The sequence below is a fragment of the Pseudonocardia sp. HH130630-07 genome, assembly GCF_001698125.1.
GTDB lineage: Bacteria > Actinomycetota > Actinomycetes > Mycobacteriales > Pseudonocardiaceae > Pseudonocardia.
This window is the reverse complement of the sequence record NZ_CP013854.1, coordinates 1,351,450-1,370,265: the sequence shown is the minus strand read 5'-3', so window position 1 is coordinate 1,370,265 and position 18,816 is coordinate 1,351,450. Positions and strand designations below refer to the sequence as shown.

Sequence of the window (18,816 nt, the reverse complement as noted above, 5' to 3'; positions counted from 1 at the left end):
ACTCGGTCGATGTCGCGGCCCGCCGGTGCGGGCCGGCTCAGAGGTGCGCCGGCTCCGATGCCGGCACCCCCCGGGTCTCGGCTCCCCGCTCGAACTTCAGGACCTGGTCGCAGTGGGCGAAGTAGCGGTCGTCGTGGGTCACGACGATCACGATCCGCCGGTCGTCCCGGATCTGCGGGAGGATCTGCTCGTAGAACCTCCGGCGGGTGTGCGGGTCCTGCTCGGCGGCCCACTCGTCGAGGATCACGACGTCCCGGGGATCGGCGAGTGCCTCGACCAGGGCGAGTCGCTTGCGCTGCCCGGTGGACAGGTCGCCGCAGACCAGGCGGTCACCCTCCACCCGGACGATGTCGTCGAGGCCGAGCTCGCGCAGCCAGTGGTCCGCCCGTTCGAGCACGTCGGGTGCGGTGCTGCGCAGGCGCCGGAACACGTAGGAGTCGGCGAAACAGGCGCTCACCTGCTCCCGGAACGCCGCCGTCCCCGCCTCGTCCAGCGCCCGCCCGTCGACGGTCACCGTCCCCTCGTCGGGCCGGTAGAGGCCGGCGAGTATCCGGCCGAGCGTGCTCTTGCCGCTGCCGTTGCCCCCGACCAGGAAGCTCACGGTCCCGCGGCGGAACGTCGCCGTCACCGGTCCGAGGGTGAACGGCTCCCCGGTGTCGGGACCGGTGGAACCGCGGTAGGTGAAGACGACTCCGTCGACCCCGAGCTCACGGTCGATCGCGGGCGCCGGTCCCGGCTCCGGGCCCGCGCCGGTGGCACCGTCCGCCTCCCCGGCGCCGGTGTCCCGCAGCTCGGACACGCTCTCGATCCGGCGCAGCGCGACGACCGCCCGGTTGAGCTGCGGAGCGATGTTCAGCACCGTCACCAGCGGCGTGTTCAGGTAGAGCACCGCCAGCGCGACCCCGAACCGTTCCTGCTGGGCGATCCCGAGGACGTCCCCGCCGAACGCGACCGCGCCGACGCACGCGAGGAACAGCATCTGTCCCCAGTAGCCGGTCACCAGGCTCACCGTGGACCCGACCACGACGTGCCGGGCGTAGCGCCGCGACTGCGACCGCAGGTCGGTGTCCACCACCGCCCGGCGCAGCTGGCCGGACAGCTTCAGATCCTTGAACCCGTAGGTCAGGGCCTGGTAGGAGTCGTGCAGCTCGTCCTGGGCGTCGCGGGCCGCGGCCATGTGCCGGCCGGCGATCCGGTTGGTCCACGCGTAGGCGCCGCCACCGAGCAGGATCACGACCGCCAACACCCCGAGCGCGGCGAGCGAGAGCGTGCCGACGTAGACCAGTGCGCAGAGCACGATCACCGCGTTGACCAGCAACAGCGGGAGTGCCTGCACCGCCTGCCCGACGGCGGCGAGGTCGTCGGTCAGTACCGCCAGGACACGGGGCAGCCGGAACTCCTCGAACCGGCGCAGCGGCGCGCGCAACAGGTCCTCGACGAGGCGGGTGCGGAGCCGGTCGACCGAGCCCTGCGCGACCCGCACGAGCATGTTCGACGCGACCGCACCGGCGACGAGGACGGCGACGGCGGCCGCGGCGAAGAGCGCCACGTCGGCGAGGCCGGTCGGGCCGCCGACCGACGAGCTGATGGTCGCGATCATCGCGATCGTCGCGACGCCGGTGACGATCCCGCCACCGACCGCGAGCACGGCGAGACCGCGCCCGCCGCGCAGCAGGACACGAACGAGCTGGCTCATCGGTCGTCCTCTTCTCGTCCGGTGCCACCGGTCGTGCCGGCGGCCCACCGCAGTGCGGTCGCGTAGGCCTCCGCGAGCCGGTCCCGGCGGGCCTCGCTCACCCGGGCCTCGTCCACCACGAGCATGAGCGCCAGGCGGTGTTCGGGCGGGTGCACGGAGAACGTCGTCATCAACGCGAAGTCGGTGTCCTCCTGGGAGAAGTGCGCAGCGCCGGTGTCGAACCGGTGGGTGCGCTCGACACCGCGGAGGCGGTGGAAGCGGACGAAGTTGAAGCCGAAGTCGAACAGCGGCCCCCGCCCCGCCAGCCGGGTGATGTCGACGTTCGGGAGCCGCCGGTGCGGTGCCATGGCGGCCTCGATGCGGGCGCAGGCCCTGGCCTGCTCACCCGGGTCCGGATGGACCGGGAAGCGCAGCGGGACCATGTTCAGGAACATGCCGCGGACGTCGGTCCCGCCGGCCCGCTCCAGCCTGCCGTTGGCGGTGACCCCGGTGAGCACCTCGTCGGGGGGCGCGCCGGGGGCCCGAGGACGTCCCCGATCGCCCGGACCGCCACGGCCATCGCGAGGTGGCGCAGCGACACGCCCTCGGCGCGCGCCCGGTCGACCAGCCGGTCGGCGTCGTCGTCCGGGAGCGGGACCCGGATCCGGCGGACCCGCCTGCCGTCGGCGACCGTGTCGGCGACCGACCACGGGCGCACCCCGCGCAGGTGCTCGGTCCACGCCGCCGCCGCGGTGTCGTCGGTCCGGGCCCTGCGCTCGAGTGCGACGAAGTCGGCGAAGCGCACCCCCGGGTCCGGCGGCGCCGGGGCGTCGTAACCGGTGTCCCGCCGGACGAGCGCGTTGTGCCGGCTCACGATCTCGTCGAGGGTGGAGGTCCAGCTCCACCCGTCGAGGATGACATGGCTGTCGCTGATCACCAGGTGGTCCTCGCCCGGAGCCACCGGGACGAGCGTGATCCGGAACAGCGGGGCCCGTGCGAGGTCGAACGGGGTCGCCCGCTCCCGCGCGACGACGTCGTCGATGACCCGGCCGGCCGCGCCGTCCGGGGCCGGGACGACCGTGAACGGTGTCGGGACCTCTCGGTACACCAGCTGCAGCGGCTCGTCGTGGCGGACCTCGTCGATCGCCGTGCGCAGCACCTCGTGCCGCCGGACGGTGTCGGCGAGCGCGACGCGGAACGCGTCCGGGTCCAGCCCGCCGTGCAGCCGGATGCCGACGGTGTTGTGGTACACGCCGACGTCCGGGTCGAGCCGGATGTGGAAGAGCATGCCCTCCTGCGCCGCCGAGAGCGGGTACGCGTCGGAGACGTCGAACGGGAGCCCGTCGCGGACGTCGTCGGGAACCAGTGCGAAGCGCTCGATCGCGGGACCGCCGTCGTCGCCGGGGGCACCGAGCCGGGCGGCGGCGCACAGCGCGCGCACCGACGGGGCCTCGAGCACGTCGCCGACGGCGATCTCCAGGCCCGCCGAGCGCAGCTCACCCACCAGGTGCACGGCCGAGATCGAGTCGCCGCCGTTGGCGAGGAACGAGGCGTCGAGGTCCGACGGCCGCCCGCCCAGTGCCGCACCGACCGCGGCCAGTACCCGGGTCGACGTCCCGTCGTCGTCGGCCGGGGGCCCCGCGTCGGCGGTGGCGAGGCCGGCCGCGCCGGTGTCCTGCCACCGGACCGCGGCGAGCAGCCGGCCCGCGTCCCGGTCCAGCTTGCCGTTGACCGTCATCGGGAACGAGTCCAGCCCGTGGAAGCGGTCGGGGACCTCGTAGGCGGCGAGCCGGGAGACGGCGTGCGCCCGCAGCTCGGCCGCCGCCGTCGCGGGATCCGGCCCCGGGACGACGTCGAGGAAGGCGTGCAGGAGGTTCTCGTGCGCGACGACGCAGGCACGGAGCACCCGGGGGTGCTCGGCGAGCACCGCCTCGACACCGGCCGTCTCGATGCGGTGCCCCCGTACCTTGACCTGCCCGTCGAGCCGGCCCTCGCAGAGCAGGCCGCGCCCCGGGCCCAGCCACCGTCCGGCGTCGCCACTGAGGTACATCCGGGCCCCGGGGGCGGCGCCCGGGAACGGGTCGGGGACGAACCGGGCCGCGGTGAGCGCGCCCCGCCCGGTGTAGCCCAGCGCCACGCCGGTGCCGCGCACCGCGATCTCGCCGGTGACCCCGCGCGGGAGTGCCCGGCCGCGCGGATCGACGACGACCACGTCGAGGTGCTCCAGCGGACCACCGACCTGGACGGAGGCGTCGTGGAGATCGGCCGTGGACACGTCGACCCTGGTGGTGTGCACGGTCGTCTCGGTGGCGCCCAGCATGTTGACCACCTGAACCCGGGAGCCCAGGAGGTCCCACAGGCGCCGGACGTAGTCCGGCGCCACGCTCTCCCCGCCCAGCACCACCCGGTGCACGGACTCCGGGACGGCGGCACCGTCGTCGAGCGCGGTGAGCAGGCTCCCCAGCGCGGTGTTCGTCAGCGACAGCACGCCGACGCGGTCGGCGGTGAGCCGCTCGGCCAGCAGCCGGGGGTCCCGCACCACGGTGTCGTCGTAGAGCACCACCCGGGCACCCCGGGCCAGCGCGATCCAGACCTCCCACACGCTGAAGTCGAAGGCGAACGCGTGCACCGCGGAGACGACGTCGTCGGGCCCGAGGAGATCGGTCGTGGAGCCGAGCAGGGCCAGGAGGTCGGCGTGGGTGACCGGTACCCCCTTCGGACTGCCGGTCGTGCCCGAGGTGAAGATCGTGTAGGCGGGCAGGCGCCGGTCGGTGACGACGTCGGTGACCGGCGCGTGGCCGGGCCCGGCCGTCCCGAGGGGGATCGTCGTGATCCCGGGGAGCGGGACGTCGGACACGCCCAGCTCGGCGCCGGACTGCTCGGCCACGCTCGCCGACCGTGCGGCGCTCCGCGTCATGTCCACCGGTACGTAGGCGGCCCCGACCGCCATGATCGCGGCCGCCCACACCACGAACTCGCGGCTGCGCACACAGGCGATCAGCACGCTGTCCCCGGGGTGCACTCCGTGTTCCCGCAGTACCGCGGCCGCTCCGGAGACCCCGGCGGCCAGCTGCTCCCAGGTCAGCTCGCCGTCGGGGGCCGTGAGCGCCGTGCGCTTCGGGGTGCGGCCGGCGTGCTGCAGGATCTCGGCGACGACGGAACCGGTCTCCGCCGGCACCGTGGCGGGGGCACCGACGACGCCGATCGGCACGGCCCCGACCGGCCGGCCGGGCTCGCTGCGCAACCCGTGCAGCACGGCGGCGATCGTGTCCCGCAGCCCGGTGTGGGTGTCGGCGGTCCAGCCGGCCAGCGCGCTCTCGACGAGCACGTCGCCGTCGGCGGTGTTCACGCTGACGGTCAGCGCGCCCTTGACCGCTCCGGAGTGGACCCGCACCGGGCGCGCGGTCCCGCCCGCGAGCGGCATCTCCGCGTGCACGACGCTCTGCACGTTGACGAGCACGTTCATCGGGAGCCGGGTGCCGGGCCGGCCGATCCGGACGGCGCCGGCCACCGCGCGCAGGTCGGTCGCAGCGTGCTCGACCATGCCGGTGAGGTCCCGGTGCACGGCGTCGAGCAGCTCCGACAGCGGACGGCCGTCGTCGACCTCGACGAACAGCGGCAGCGTGTTGATCATCGGCTGCGGGTTCTCGAAGTCCTCCAGCTCCACCCGGTTCGCGAGCGGTACCGCGAGGCACTGCGCGGAGCGGCCGGTGATCCGGGCCAGGGCCACCGCGACCGCCGTCAGCCAGCGGGCGGCCGACCGGGTGCTCCCGGTGAGCCGGGGGTCCGGCACGTCCTCGACGACGCCCCCGGTGACCACGGCATGGGCCGGGTCGGGCGTGGGGTCCCACGCCGGCCACCCGGCGCGTTCCCGGAGCAGCCGGTCCCACCAGGCGTCCGCGGCCGGGCGCACCGGCGGCACGGGGCCGTGCCCGGCCGTGTGAGCCGGGTGGGTGCCGGGGCGTTCGGCCTCCGCGCGCAGGCCGGCGACGAACACCGACATCGCGGCGCCGTCCATGACCACGTGGTGGAAGACGATCGCCACCCGGTCCGGGCCCCCGGCCGTGTGGATGACGGCGACCCTGGTGAGCGGATCGGCGGCGGCGAACGGACGGGCCAGGAAGGCGGTCGCCGCGGCGTCCGGGTCGTCGGCGTCGATGTCCTCGATCACCGGTCCCGCCGTCCCGGGCACGAGCCTGAACCCGTCGCCCTCGGCCTCGACGACCCCGGTCAGCCTCGGGTCCGCGGTGACGACCGCCCGGACGGCGTCGCGCACCCGCGCGGTGTCCGCCCCGCCGACAAGGTCGAACACGCACGGTACGGAGTACGCCGCGTCGCCCGCGGCGAGGTGCGCCCGCCAGATCCTGTCCTCGTAGACGGTCAGCGAGGCGGGTTCGGGTGCCGGATCCGCATGCTGGGCCGGTGCCCCCGCCGTGAGCAGCCTGCCGAGGTCCGCCGCCGTCATCGGGCGGGCTCCTCGAGCAGGGCCGCGGCCTCGTCCAGCCGGGTACGACCGACCCGTTCCTCCAGCACCCGCTGGTGCTCGGCGATCCGGTCGGTCCCGGCGAAGTCGTCGAAGGAGACCTCGGCCCGCAGGATACGGCGGTACAGGGCCACGAGCCGGAGTTGCTTCATCGAGTCGACGCCGAGATCGGTCGCCGAGGAGGAGGCGTCGATCCGCTCGGTGCCGAAGACCGAGGACCAGATGACCTCGAGCACCCGGTGCGGCGCGGCCGGGACCGTCGTGCCGGCCGGCTCCCCGGCGCCCGGCGCCGGGACGGCCGCGGCGGGGTGCCGGGCGCACAGCGCGGCGAGATCGGCCTTCCCCGTCGAGGTGGCCGGGATCCGGTCCACGGGTTCCGCGCGCACCCCCCGCAGCTCGCGCCGCCACGCCCGGCGGATGTGGTCCTCGGCGGCCTCGTGGGTCGAACCCGGCGCCGGTTCGACGAACACCCGCAGCGCCCCGTCGGCCAGTCCGACCGCGGCCGCCCGGACCCCGGGCAGCGCGGCGAGGTCGGCACGCAGGCTCTCCGTGTCGATCCGGATGCCGTTGACCTTGACCTGCGCGTCGTCCCGGCCCAGGTACACCAGACCGGCGGAGGTGAACCGCACCCGGTCCCCCGTCTCGTACATCCGGGCCCCCGTGCTCGAACCGGGATCGGGGCGGAACGCGGCCGCGGTACGGCGCGGGTCGGAGTGGTACCCGCGGGCCACACACGCCCCGGCGACGTAGAGCCGGCCGACCCGGCCGGGCCCCACCGGAGCGAGCCGGGCGTCGAGCACGTGCACGTCGGTGCCCCGGATCGGCGATCCGACGGGTGTCCGGTCGCCGTCGGCACCTACGTCCGGTGCCCAGGTCGCGTTCGACGTGCACTCGGCGGGCCCGTACAGGTTCGCGATGCGGACCCGCGGCCACACCCGGCGCGTCCGTTCCACCAGCGCCGGATCCAGTGCCTCGCCGCCGAGCAGCAGGGCACCACCGGCGCCGACCGGGCGGTCGCCGTGCACGTCCAGGTACTGCGACCACACGGTCGGCACGGTGTTCACCACCGGTTCCGCCGGACCGCCGGGTGCCAGCGCCGCCTCGATCCCGGCGAGGACGTCGGTGGTGCCGGTGAAGGCGACGGTCCCGCCGCCGGCGAGCTGCCCGACGATCTGTTTGATCACGGCGTCGAACTCCGGGCTGCTCAGCACCGGCATGGTCACTCCGGGCCCGCAGATCCCCTCGGTGACCAGGAATCCGCAGTACGCGGCGAGCTGGTCGCGCTGCACGACGACGGCCTTGGGCCGGCCCGTGGTCCCGGAGGTGAACATGACGTAGGCGGCCACGGCGGAGACCGACGACACCGGCGCCGCGACCGCGGGTCCGGGATCGTCGGGCGACGGCTCGGGCGCCGAGCGGGTGGCACCCACCCAGGCCGCGACGTCGTCCTGGTGCTCGTCGCGGTCGTCGGCCCGCAGCAGGAAGGCGCGGCCCGAAGCCAGCACCCCGACCAGCGCGACCACCGTGCGCAGGTCGCGGCGGTAGGGCACGACGACGACGTCGGCGGCCCCGGCGGCGTCCAGCCGCGCGGCGTAGCGCCGGGAGCGCTCCGCGAGTTCGCCGTACCCCAGCTCGGTGTCCCCGGCGCGGACCGCGATCCGGCCGGGGTCGTGCCGGGCGTGGTGCAGCACCCGTTCGACGACGTCGATCGGCGTCACCGGGCCGCCCTCGATCCGGGCGGCGCCCGCGGGAACCGGACCGGGACCGCCGTCGAGCGTGGCGACGACCGCCTCGGCGATCCCGCCGGCCACCACCGGGTCCAGCAGCCGGCCGGCGTACCGGCCGTGCACCGTCACCCGGTCGGTGCCGACGCGGCACACGAGCCGACCGGCTCCCGGGCCGTCGTCGTCGATCCGGAGCACGGTGCCCCCGGTCGCGCCGGGCTCCCGCACGGGGCCGGGCGGGGGAACGGTGCCGTCCACCAGGAACCCGGCCAGGGCCGTGCGGAAGGCCGTGCGCGACCACTCGTCGTCCGCCGGGCCGGTGGCGGCGGGCCGCGGCACGGTCACGTCACCGCCGGCCCCGTCGTCCGCCGCGGTGCGTGTCCACGCCCCGGCGAGTCCGTCGGCGAACAGGCTGCTCGTCCCGTCCATGTCTCCCCTCACCGCCCGGCCCCGTGCGGGCCCGGCCATCCGTCGGTGCCGAACATGCAGACCCGGACCTCCCGGTCGCCGGTGAACGGCTCCCGGCCGTGGGCGTAGCGGCGGTTGTCGACGAGGAGCAGGTCCCCGGCCTCCCACGGGACGGTGGTGGTGGCGCCGCGGACGGCCGTCCGCACCGCGCCGACGTCCTCGGCGGTGAACGGGTCACCGGCACCGTCCAGGGTGTCCTTGGGGATGGCGTCCGGGCCGACGACCAGTTCGAGGTCCTCCCGGACCTCGTCGGGCAGCGTGCGGGCGTTGAACGCGACGAGCTGGTTGAACCAGACCTCGCGACCCCCGTGCGCGAGGTAGGCCGGGAGGTCGACGGTGGTCGCCACCAGATCGTCGTCGGCCCGGCTCACCGTCTCACCGCGCCGGGCACAGGCGCTGCGGAGCCCGTCGAGGTCGTCGACCCCGTAGGCGGTCCGCCAGTCGGTCCCGAGCACCGGATGGAAGGTGCGCCGGTACCGGACCCCGTGCCGGTGCAGCCGCTCGGCGAGCCGGGCCGGGATCCGGTCGGCGATCGCCGCGGTACCGGCGATCGGGGTGCCACCCCCGGTGCGCGGGGCCACGAGGCAGCTGAACGCCAGGTAGCGGGGCCAGGTGGGGGAGTAGGCGAGCTCGGAGTGGAGATCGATCGGATGGGTGGCCGGGAAGTCGGTGGAGGAGTACACGCGGCGTTCGAGCCGGGTCCGCGGAGTGGCCCCGCCGTGGTACTCCAGGGTGTCGAGCCCGGTGATCGCGGTGCCGATCGTGTCGAGTTCGCTCGCGAAGGCGCCGAGCCCGCGCAGGCGGAGCACCCCGGTCGCCGTCAGCTGCTCCCGCAGGTCCCCGGCGTTGCGCTCGATCCAGTCACGCGGGTGCCCGCCGGCCGGCAGCGTCCGTACCCGGGCTGCGGCCGGGTCGTGCCCGGCGGAGGTGGTCGTGTCGGTCGTGTCGGTCATCGCGATGTCCCGGTGGTCGGTGTGGGTGCACTGGCACGCCACAGGTCGGCGGCGATCGGGTCCCGGCGCCCCAGGCCGGTGAGGATCTCCGTGCAGCGGTCGAGGACAGCTCGCGCGGCCGTCGGGTCGGCCCGCGTCGTGTCGCAGTTGAGGGTGATCTCGATCCCGGAGGCGGGTCCGCCGTCGACGACGGACAGGGTCAGGGCCAGTCCGGTGCGTTCGCGGGACCAGCGGAGATCGAGCGGGTGCCCGAGGAACGTGGCCGCCGAACTCGCGCCCCGGGCGTCGTCGACGATCACCGCGGTCTCGTAGGGCGGACCCGCGGCGCCGGTCGCGCCGGTCCCGAGGACGGCCCGGAGGGCGGCGTGCACCTCGGTGAGCAGAGCGGAGAGCTCGGTCGCCGGGCGGACGTCGACGTCGACCGTGCGGTCCTCGATGTACATCCCCACGGCGTCGTCGTGGCCCGGCGGGCGCTGTTGCGCGATCGAGCCGAACCGCACCCGGTGCGGCCGGTCCGGGTCGCCGTCCGGTTCCGCCAGTACCAGGGCCCACGCCGTGTGCACGAGGGTGGACAGCGTCACCCCGTTGCCGGCCGCGGTCCGCCGGAGCGCGGTGGCCGCGTCCCGGCCGAGCAGCACGGTCAGGTCGACGTTGCCGTCGGCCGCCCCCTGCGACGGACCCGGCAGCCGGGCCGGGAGCACCGTCGCCGGTGCGCGCCGGTCCCGGGCCGCAGCGGCCGGACCCGGTTCCGCCGCCCGGACCACCATGTGCTCGACGGCGCGCAGGTCGACCGGGCTGCTGACGGTGCCGGGATCGCGGTAGGCGGCGTCGATCCGGTCCAGCAGCAACCGCATCGACCAGCCGTCGGCAGCCAGGTGGTGGACGGTGAGGACGAGCGCCGGATCGGCACCGCCGACGACGACCGCCCGCAGGAGTCCGGGCCCCGCAGCGACGGCGGCCACCTCCTCGGCCGCGAACCCGGTGAGCCCGTCCGGCCCGGCGTGTTCGGTGCGTACCGCCCGGCCGGGTGCCCGTGGGGTCACGACGACCGGCTCGTTGAGCCCGTGCCACACCACCGAGCCGCGCAGCAGCGGATCCCGTGCCACCGCGGCATCGACCGCGGACCGCAACCGTTCGGGATCGGTGCCCGTGGGCAGACCGAGCGCGATCTGCTCGATGTAGGCCGCGTTGCGGCCGTCGGCCTGCGACCGCAGGTACATCCCCTCCTGCACCCCGGTCAGTGGCGCCACGGCCTCGATCTCCCCGAACTCCGCCACCAGGTCCTGCAGGTCGTTGCCGCCCAGGTCGACCGGGACGTGGCCGGCCCGCACCGGCACCGTCCCCGATCGCGTGGCGTCCTCCAGGCAGCGCACGGCGGACGCCGCGATCCGCTCGGCGAGCTCCGGCACGCCGGCCTCCACCAGGAGCACGAACTCGTCGTCGTCGAACCAGGCGTCGATCTGCACCGCGACCGGGCGGGGGAGGCCGGGGCTCCGGAGTCCCTCGGAGAGGTGGGGCCGGGCGGTGGCGTCGGCCCGGGAACCGAGCCTGCCGACGTAGTTCACCCCGATGTCCGGCCGCGTTCCCGGTGCCGGGTCCGTGCCGGTGAGATGGCGCAACACCGCGACCGTCTGCCCGTCCCGGTCGAGGTAGGCCCGCCGTCCGCGGATCTCCGAGATCTGCACGGCCGGCGTGGCCCGGTGCACCGGCACCGGGACCAGCCCGGTCAGCCAGCCGACGGTCCGGGTCAGGTCGATACCGTCGGCGTGCAGGGCGCGACCGTGCGTCTCGATCTCCAGCACCGTCACGGCCGCGCCGGTCACCTCGGACCAGGCGGTCGCGGCCGCGGCCTGGAGGAGCTCCTCGGTCCCGGCGGTCAGGGCCGTGCACCCGTGGCGCACCGTCCCGGCGGGCACCGCGCGCCGGACGGTGACGGCCTCCCCCTCGGTCCCCGGCGCGATCACGGGCCGGTCGTCGCCGGCCCGGAACCCGCGGTAGGCGGCCCGGGCCCGTCGTGCCTCCTCACCGTCGCCGACCCTGGCCTGCAGCCAGGTCAGCCATTCGTGCACGCTGGTGTGCTCGGCCGGGAGCCGGAAGTCCGGCTCGCCCGTCCTGGCGAGTGCCTCGCGCAGGTCCGCGGCGACGATCTGGAGGGACACGACGTCGGTGACGAAGTGGTGCCCGACGACGAGGACGATCGTCCGGGAGCGGTCCGGTACCCGGACGACACCGAAGCCGATCGGGGTACCGGAGGTCATGGCGACCCGGGCCGTCAGGGTGTCGAAGACCCGGTCCAGGGCCTGCTCGACGTCCGGCTCGGTCGTGTCGGAGCAGGTGACGACCGGATCCGCCGGGCCGATCCGTAGTTCGGGCGCCGCCCCGGCCTGTTCCAGCCGAGCCCGCAGCATCGGGTGCACCCGGACCAGTTCGTGGGCCGCCCGCTGCACGTCCGCCTCGTGCAGGAGCTCGTCGAACTCGATGCGGACCGCCATGTTCCACGTGGGGGCCGGGCCGGAGGTGATCCGCTCGCGGAACCAGTGCACCGCGGGCGGCAGCAGGTCGCTGCGGTCCGGCTGGCGGCCGGTCGCCGCCGTCGCGGGATCCGGTACGGCGGTGGCGATCAGGTCCTCCGCGGTCCCGTCCGCGAGGGCGACCGCTGCGTCCAGCAGGACGCCGTCGCGGCGGGCGACGGCGCACAGCTCCAGCGCCCGCAGCGAGTCCCCGCCCGCGGAGAGGAAGCCGATGCCGGGCGACGCCGGACCCAGGACGCTGCGCAGCGCCGCGTGCACGATGCCGGCGACCCCGGACCCGTCCGCCGCGGACGCCCCGTCCGTCGTCCCCTCGCCGGGGCCGTCGGTCGTGCCCGAGATGCGCCGCCGCAGCGACTCGTCGTCGACCTTGCCCGACCTGGTCGACGGCAGCTCGTCGGTGACGTGCACCCGCGACGGGAGCAGCGCGGCCGGCAGGATCCCGGCCATCGTCGCGCGGACCCCGGCCTCGGTCGGTGCGGTGGTGGCGCCGGGATCGGGGACGACCACGCAGTCGAGCCTGCTCGCCGCGTCCTCCGACGGCGGGGGGACCAGCACGGCCCGCGCGTCCCGGACCCCGGGTGCCGCGGCCGCCGCCGCCTCGATCTCGACCGGGTCGACCCGGTACCCGCGGACCTTGACCTGCCGGTCGCGGCGCCCGACGAAGCGGATCGTCCCGTCCTCGGCCATCACCCCGAGGTCCCCGGAGTGGTACACGCGGTCCCCGGGTGCCGCGTCGTCGCCGGCGCCGGGATCGGGCCGGAAGGCGTCGGCGGTCGCTGCCGGATCACCGAGGTAACCGTCGGCGAGCAACCCGGCGAGGTGGATCTCGCCGACGACACCCCGCTCGACCGGCCGGCCCTGCGCGCCCACCACCAGCGCGCCACGCGGACCGGTGGGGGATCCCACCGGGACCGGCTCGTCGGTGGTGGTCCCACCGGCCGGGTGCGCCAGTGCGGTGACGACCGCCTCGGTCGGGCCGTAGGCGTTCCAGAACACCGGCTCACCCACGACGTTGCGGCCCGGCAGGACGTCCCCGCCGACGATCACCGCCCGGACCGATGCCGGTAGCTCGACGCCGGAGGCGACGAATCGGGACCAGTAGCCGGTGGGGGGTTGAACACGGTGACCCCCTCGGCGTGCAGCAGGCGTGCGAGCTCCGCCGGTTCCAGGGCCGACGCCGGCCGGATCACCGTCGTCGCCCCGACCAGGAGACCGCCGAAGAGCTGCTCGAGCGACGCGTCGAACCCGAGGGAACCGAAGACGAGAACGGTGTCCCCGGCGTGGTAGCCGAAGCGCCGGCAGACGGCGGACAGGTGGGCGTGGAAGGCCGCCTCGGACACCGCGATGCACTTCGGTGTGCCGGTCGTCCCCGAGGTGAAGATCAGGTAGGCGGTTCCGTCGCGGACGGCGCGTGCCCGCCCGCCTACGTCGGTGGCGGGCTCCTCCGGCCCGGCGCCGGGAACCCCCGCGATCCGGGGGTGTCCGCCGGGGTGCTCGACCGACCAGTTCGCGCCGCACCGGTCGAGCACCGTCGCCACCCGGTCCGCGGGAAGGTCCTCGTCGAGGACGGTCCAGACGGCCCCTGCGGACCGCACGGCGAGGAGCAACGGAGCCAGCGGGACGTCCCGGGCGGCCCGCACGGCGACGACGTCCCCCGGCCGGACCCCCGCCGAGCGCAGCGCCCCGGCCAGCTCGGCGCGGCGCTGCTCCAGCTCGCGGTAGGTCAGCCGCACCGCAGGCCCGACGACCGCGAGCGCGTCCGGACGGGTGCTCGCGTGTGCGGTGACGGCCTCGACGAGCCCGAGCCGTGGTGTACCGGTGCCGGGCGGGCCACCGGTACCGCGCACCTCCGAGACCGGATGGCCGGTGTCCACCCGCAGGACGTCGCCTACGACGTCCGCGGCCGGCAGGACCGCGAGCACCGCGGACAGCCGGTCCGCCAGCCGGCGGGCCAGCTCCGCCGGGACGCGGTCCGGGTCGACGTGCAGCAGGCAGTGCGTCCGCGGCCAGGTGCGGAGCTGGACCACGACGGGGAACTCCGTGCGCTCCACGAGATCGACCGCGGTCACCGAGACGGCCTCGCCGAAGGACAGGATCGCGGGATCGAGCGGGTAGTTCTCGACGACGACGACCGACTCGGGTGCCCAGGACGGGACGGCCGGGGCGTCCAGCGCTCCCGCCACGCTCCCGGCGACCCGGCGGGCCACCGCGGAGACGGGTTCCCCCTCGCTCCAGGACGTCCGGATCGGGTCGATGCGTACGAACATCCCCACGACCCGGTCCGCGCCGGGCGCGGTCACGTCCCGGCCGCTGCCGACCATGCCGTGCTCCACCTCGTCGGTGCCGAACGCACCGCCGAGGGTGAGCGCCCATGCGGTGTTGAGCGTCGCGGCCGCGGTGACCCGGAGGGCACCCGCGGCGGTGCCGAGACCGTCGGGGAGCGCCACCTCGACGGTGCGGACCGTGCCCCCGGGATCCGGACGGGGAACGCCGTCGAGCAGCGGCAGGAGCGGAGCGGACCCGCCGCCGTCGGGCGCCGCGGGCGCGGGGGTGGTGGGTTCGTGCTGCTGCGGCGACGGCAGCGGTTCCCCCCGGTACGCGGCGGCGAGCGCCTCGATGACGACCGGCAGCGACCACCCGTCCGCGACCGCGTGGTGGTGGGTCCAGACGCAGCGGACACCGGTGCCGCCGCGGGCGAGCGTGACGCGCGACAGCGGCGCGGTCTCGGAGCGGAACCCCAGGGTCCGGTCGGCGTCGCCCCACGTGTCCCAGGCCGGGCCGGTGAGATCCCGTTCGATCACCTCGATGGCGACCGCGTCGGCGTCGGCCGGGTGCAGCACGTCGTGGGGGGCGGGCCCGGGAACCGACGTGAGGATCGGGAACGCCGCGAACGTCGCGCGGAACGCGTCGCGCAGGCGTGCGACGTCGACGTCGCCGGCGAGGTCGAGCACGAACTGCTCGACGTACACACCGGATCCGGGCTCGCCGAAGGTCGTCATCAGCATGGCGCGTTGGGCCGGCGCGGCCGGGATCCCGGCCGGGGACCGGTCCGCGGCGGGCGCCCCGGGCTCCGGGGCGCTCTCCTCCTCCGCGTCGCCGGCGAGGTCGAGCAGGCTCTGGTCACCCAGTACGGCACCGGGGGTCAACCGGACGCCCCTGCGGTGCAGGTAGCCGACCACCCGCATGGCGGCGATCGAGTCGCCGCCGAGGTCGAGGAAGCTGCGCTCCGGGTCCACGTCGGCGGGTTCGGTCCCGAGGCCGTGGGCGACGGCGGCGACCACGGCGTCGGTCACCGATCCGATCGCCGGGACGGGGACCGGGGCCTCCGCCGGATCCCCCGCCGGGTCCTCGGGCCCGCTCCGATCGCCGGGCTCCGCGCGGTTCCCGGCGACCGGAGTGCTGCCGGCCCGGTGCGCGGCGAGGAGGGCCTCCACCGCCGGACGGTCGATCTTCCCGGTGACCGTCTGCGGCAGCGCCTCGACGAACTCGACGGTCCGCGGTACCAGGTAGGGCGGCAGGACGTGGCCGAGCTCCGTCCGCAGCTCAGCGGCGCCGATCTCGGCGGGCGCGCCGGCTGCGGGGCGCCGCTCGACCACCACGGCCAGCTCGTGGCGTCCGCCCGGCGCGGGGACCGCGAGCGCGACGCACCGGCCCGTGTGCCGGGCACGGACGGCCTCCTCCACCTCGGTCAGCTCCACGCGGTGCCCGGCGATCTTGACCTGCTGGTCGGTGCGGCCACGGAAGACGATCTCGCCGTCCGGCGCGAGCACCGCCAGGTCACCCGTCAGGTACATACGGCCGCCGTGCGCCGACCCGGGGTCGGGCCGGAACGCCGCAGCCGTCGCGCGCGGGTCACCGAGGTAACCGGCGGCGAGGGTGCCGGACAGCACCAGCTGGCCGACCGTTCCGGGCGGGACCGGTGCGCCCACGCCGTCCGCGGTGTCGAGGACGTCCGCCGTGATCCCGTCGACCGCCCGCCCGAGGGGCACGGGTGCGTCGACGTCCCCGTCGCCGCCCGGTGCGTGCCGGGGCTCGTGGAGCCCGCCGAGCCGGGCGGCGGTCGCCCACACGACCGCTTCGGACGGGCCGTACTCGTTGGTGAGCCGGGCCCACGGCAGGTTCTCCCGGTGCCGCCTGCGCAGCTCGCGGTGGCACTCCTCGCCGGCGACGACCACCTCGCGCAGCGAGCCCAGCTCGGCGCTCTCGTCGGTGAGCAGCGCCTCGTACAGGGACGGGATCGCCAGCAGGTGGGTGATCCGGCGCCGGTGGACGGCCGCGGCCAGCTCGGCCGTCGACGACGTCGTCGTCATGTCGGCCAGTACCAGCTCACCACCCGTGGCGAGGGTCCAGAACAGACCCGCGTAGGCACTGTCGAAGGAGAGTGACGACAGGTGCAGGAACCGGGTCACCGGCGCGCCGTAGTACGCGTCGCGGGCGCCGGTCGACCGGGCGAGCGCCGGTCTGCCGACCAGGACGCGCTTGGGCCGGCCGGTCGAGCCGGAGGTGAAGACGGCGTAGGCGCTCAGTAGCGCACCGGCCCCCCGGACATGCGGCTCGTCGGTGGCGTCCTCCTCGCCGGCGTCCGTCCCGGGGTGGGTCAGGACCGTCCCGGCGAAGTCGGCGGGTACCTCCGGCGGGTCGCAGGCGTCGCCGTCGACGACGACCCTGGACAGGCCGTGCAGCATGTGTGCGCGCCGCGGCGCCGGGTACGCGGGGTCGATCACTACGAACGGGTTCCCGGAGCGCAGGACCCCCAGGATCGCCGCGACGGCCGCGGGTCCCTTCGGCATCATGATCCCGACCAGTTCGCCGGTCGCGGCTCCGACGGTCCGGGCGACCCGTCCCGCCTCCCGCCACAGGTCCCCGTACCCGACCGGGTCGCCGGTGCCGATGGTGGAGACGGCGGGCCGGTCCGGGTGGCTGGCGACCGCGGTGGCGATCCGGTCCAGCACGTCGTCGGGGGTGGCCGGGCGGGTTCGGGCGGGGTGTCTCCAGCCGGAGCCCGCGGCGTCGGGCCGCACGAGTTCCACCGGTGCGTCCGGGGTGTGCCCGGCGCGCCGGACGACGGCCCGCAGCTCGTCGCGGAACGCGACGGCCACCTTCCGGGCGGCGTCCCCGAAGCCGTCGCCGAAGTGGACGGCACAGACGTACCGGCCGTGGACCAGACCGGCCTGCAGCCGCAGCGGGAACTGCCCCCGCTGGGACGGCAGCGGGTAGGCGAGGCCGTCGTAACCGCTCATGTCGAGCACGTACCGGTCGCCCAGGATGAACGCGGTGCCGAAGCCGAGATGGGACGGCTCGTAGAGGAAGGTCGTGCGGGTGACCGCCCCCGGGACCTCGGCGAACCGGGCGATCTCGCTCATCGGCAGGGTCCCGTGGCGCAGCGCCCCCGTCATGCCGTCCCGTACCGATGTCAGGTCGGTGTCGAAGTCACCGCCCACCCGGGCCCGGACCGCGGCGAGCTGGGTGAAGCTGCCGAGCGTGTACGTGTGCTGCTTGCGCCGGCGCAGGACCGGGAGCGCCACGGCGATGTCGGTCGTGGCACCGGGGTCCGCCGACGCCGTACGCAGTGCCCGCAGGTACGCCGTCAGCATGAGGGCGGACGAGGGCACCTGCCGCTGCTCGGCGTACTCACGGATGGCCTGCGCCGAGTCGGGTTCCGCCTCGATGCGGATCGAGGTGTCGGGGACGACGTCCGGTTCCGTCACGGGCACCCGGGTGCGCGACGTCCGCAGCCCCGAGAGCGGATCGCGGGCGAAACCGGCGAGATGGTCGCGCCAGTAGGTGCGATCGCGGCCGGCCGCCGGGGAGGCGAGGTAGCGGATCTCCCGTTCGACGTGATCGTCGAAGTCCGCGCTCGGCGGCAGTTCCGATCCCGACGTCCCGTACTCGAACCCGCGCAGGCACGCGTAGAACTCGTTGATCGCCATCCGGGCGCTGACGACGTCGACCAGCAGGTGGTGCGCCGACATCACCCCGATGACCCGGGTCCCGTCCCGCCGGGCGATCGCGTGCACCAGTGGACCGCCGAACAGATCGAACGGCCGCAGGACCCGGCGGGCGAGTTCGTCGCGGACGTCGGTGCGGGTGACGTCGGCGGTCGCCGCGACGTCCACCGACATCAGCCCGGGAACCGGTTCGATGGCGTACCCGGAGTCCGAGGGCACCACCCTCGAGGTCAGGACGGGGTGGCGGTCCAGTGCCCGGACCCACGCCGCACGCACATCGTCGGCGGAGGCGCGGCTGTGCACCAGGATCGAGGCGATCACGTTGTTGCCGGCGGTCGCCGGGGCCCCGATCTGTTCGAAGAGCATCGCCGACTGGGTCGCGGTGAGGCGCTTCATCGGGAGCGTCACCCCCGGTCCGTGTCGGTCCGTTCTGCGGTGTCACGTGGGCGGCCGGGGTCCGCGGGGCTGGGGCCGGGCTCGTGCCGGCGCCGGTCGGGGGACATCCGTCGGCGGTTCGAGAGCAGCACGGTCAGCACCGTGACGACCACGACCACGAGAACGGCGATGAAGGCCATCCAACCGATGGCAATCCATACGTAAGCCATGTCCATGACGAATGCCCCTCTTTGCGACCGTCATCATCGCCCGCGCAGTGGAGCGCAGACGGAAAATTCCATGCTTCAGCCTCGGTTCGTGACCGGGATGTCGTATCCCGGGACGCGAACCGAATTTGCTCCTGCAAACGACGCGATCTCTGCGCAGCGTGGAACCGTGCTATGGACCGGCGTTCCGGAAGCATTCCGGTGCGCCGGTCGCCGACCGTCCCACGAGTCGGTGACCGAGCCGCGACACCGACGTCGATCTTGCGAGTGCGCCAACCCATGCCCAGGTCGGCAGCAGACGCTGAGATCCCATGCCCGAGATCGATCGTGCGTCGGAGATCTGGCCCGGCACCGCGTACTCCGCAGTACCCGGTCACCCGGGAGCGGTGCCCCCGCCAGGGTTCAGAACAGCGAAGTGTGCAGACAGAGCGG

Annotated in this window: 8 protein-coding genes; all 8 read right to left on the bottom strand. The window is 75.1% G+C overall.

Going from position 1 to position 18,816, the window contains the following annotated elements; all coding sequences use genetic code 11:
• Positions 1 to 37: 37 nt before the first annotated feature.
• The 8 genes from AFB00_RS06495 to AFB00_RS33015 are packed head-to-tail and all read right to left on the bottom strand — an operon-like array spanning position 38 to position 18,357.
• A complete protein-coding gene (locus tag AFB00_RS06495; protein WP_068796480.1) occupies positions 38 to 1,696 on the bottom strand; it encodes a cyclic peptide export ABC transporter in 1,659 nt (552 codons plus the stop codon).
• Complete coding sequence (locus AFB00_RS06490) at positions 1,693 to 2,193, bottom strand: hypothetical protein (protein ID WP_068796479.1); 501 nt, start codon at positions 2,191 to 2,193, stop codon at positions 1,693 to 1,695. The genes AFB00_RS06495 and AFB00_RS06490 overlap by 4 nt, the downstream gene beginning before the upstream one ends.
• Complete coding sequence (locus AFB00_RS06485) at positions 2,121 to 6,140, bottom strand: AMP-binding protein (RefSeq protein WP_068796478.1); 4,020 nt, start codon at positions 6,138 to 6,140, stop codon at positions 2,121 to 2,123. Before AFB00_RS06485 ends, AFB00_RS06490 begins: the two co-directional genes overlap by 73 nt.
• Positions 6,137 to 8,311 (bottom strand): non-ribosomal peptide synthetase, encoded by a 2,175-nt coding sequence (locus AFB00_RS06480; protein ID WP_197519769.1) that lies wholly within the window; start codon positions 8,309 to 8,311, stop codon positions 6,137 to 6,139. The genes AFB00_RS06485 and AFB00_RS06480 overlap by 4 nt, the downstream gene beginning before the upstream one ends.
• Positions 8,312 to 8,319: 8 nt before the next feature.
• Positions 8,320 to 9,303, bottom strand: a complete 984-nt coding sequence (locus tag AFB00_RS06475) for a TauD/TfdA family dioxygenase (protein WP_156819413.1) — start codon at positions 9,301 to 9,303, stop codon at positions 8,320 to 8,322.
• Positions 9,300 to 12,881, bottom strand: a complete 3,582-nt coding sequence (locus AFB00_RS35415) for a condensation domain-containing protein (protein ID WP_068796475.1) — start codon at positions 12,879 to 12,881, stop codon at positions 9,300 to 9,302. The genes AFB00_RS06475 and AFB00_RS35415 overlap by 4 nt, the downstream gene beginning before the upstream one ends.
• Positions 12,878 to 18,190 (bottom strand): AMP-binding protein, encoded by a 5,313-nt coding sequence (locus tag AFB00_RS06465; RefSeq protein ID WP_068796474.1) that lies wholly within the window; start codon positions 18,188 to 18,190, stop codon positions 12,878 to 12,880. Before AFB00_RS06465 ends, AFB00_RS35415 begins: the two co-directional genes overlap by 4 nt.
• The gene (locus AFB00_RS33015; protein WP_156819412.1) at positions 18,187 to 18,357 is read right to left on the bottom strand and encodes a hypothetical protein; all 171 of its coding nucleotides are present in this window, start codon (positions 18,355 to 18,357) and stop codon (positions 18,187 to 18,189) included. The genes AFB00_RS06465 and AFB00_RS33015 overlap by 4 nt, the downstream gene beginning before the upstream one ends.
• Between the last annotated feature and the right edge of the window lie 459 nt (positions 18,358 to 18,816).

Excerpts from the sequence above, each read along its gene's own strand:
- AFB00_RS06495 (WP_068796480.1), bottom strand. The coding sequence starts at position 1,696 with ATGAGCCAGCTCGTTCGTGTCCTGCTGCGCGGCGGGCGCGGTCTCGCC.
- AFB00_RS06485 (WP_068796478.1), bottom strand. The coding sequence starts at position 6,140 with ATGACGGCGGCGGACCTCGGCAGGCTGCTCACGGCGGGGGCACCGGCC.
- AFB00_RS06480 (WP_197519769.1), bottom strand. The coding sequence starts at position 8,311 with ATGGACGGGACGAGCAGCCTGTTCGCCGACGGACTCGCCGGGGCGTGG.
- AFB00_RS06475 (WP_156819413.1), bottom strand. The coding sequence starts at position 9,303 with ATGACCGACACGACCGACACGACCACCTCCGCCGGGCACGACCCGGCC.
- AFB00_RS33015 (WP_156819412.1), bottom strand. The coding sequence starts at position 18,357 with ATGGCCTTCATCGCCGTTCTCGTGGTCGTGGTCGTCACGGTGCTGACC.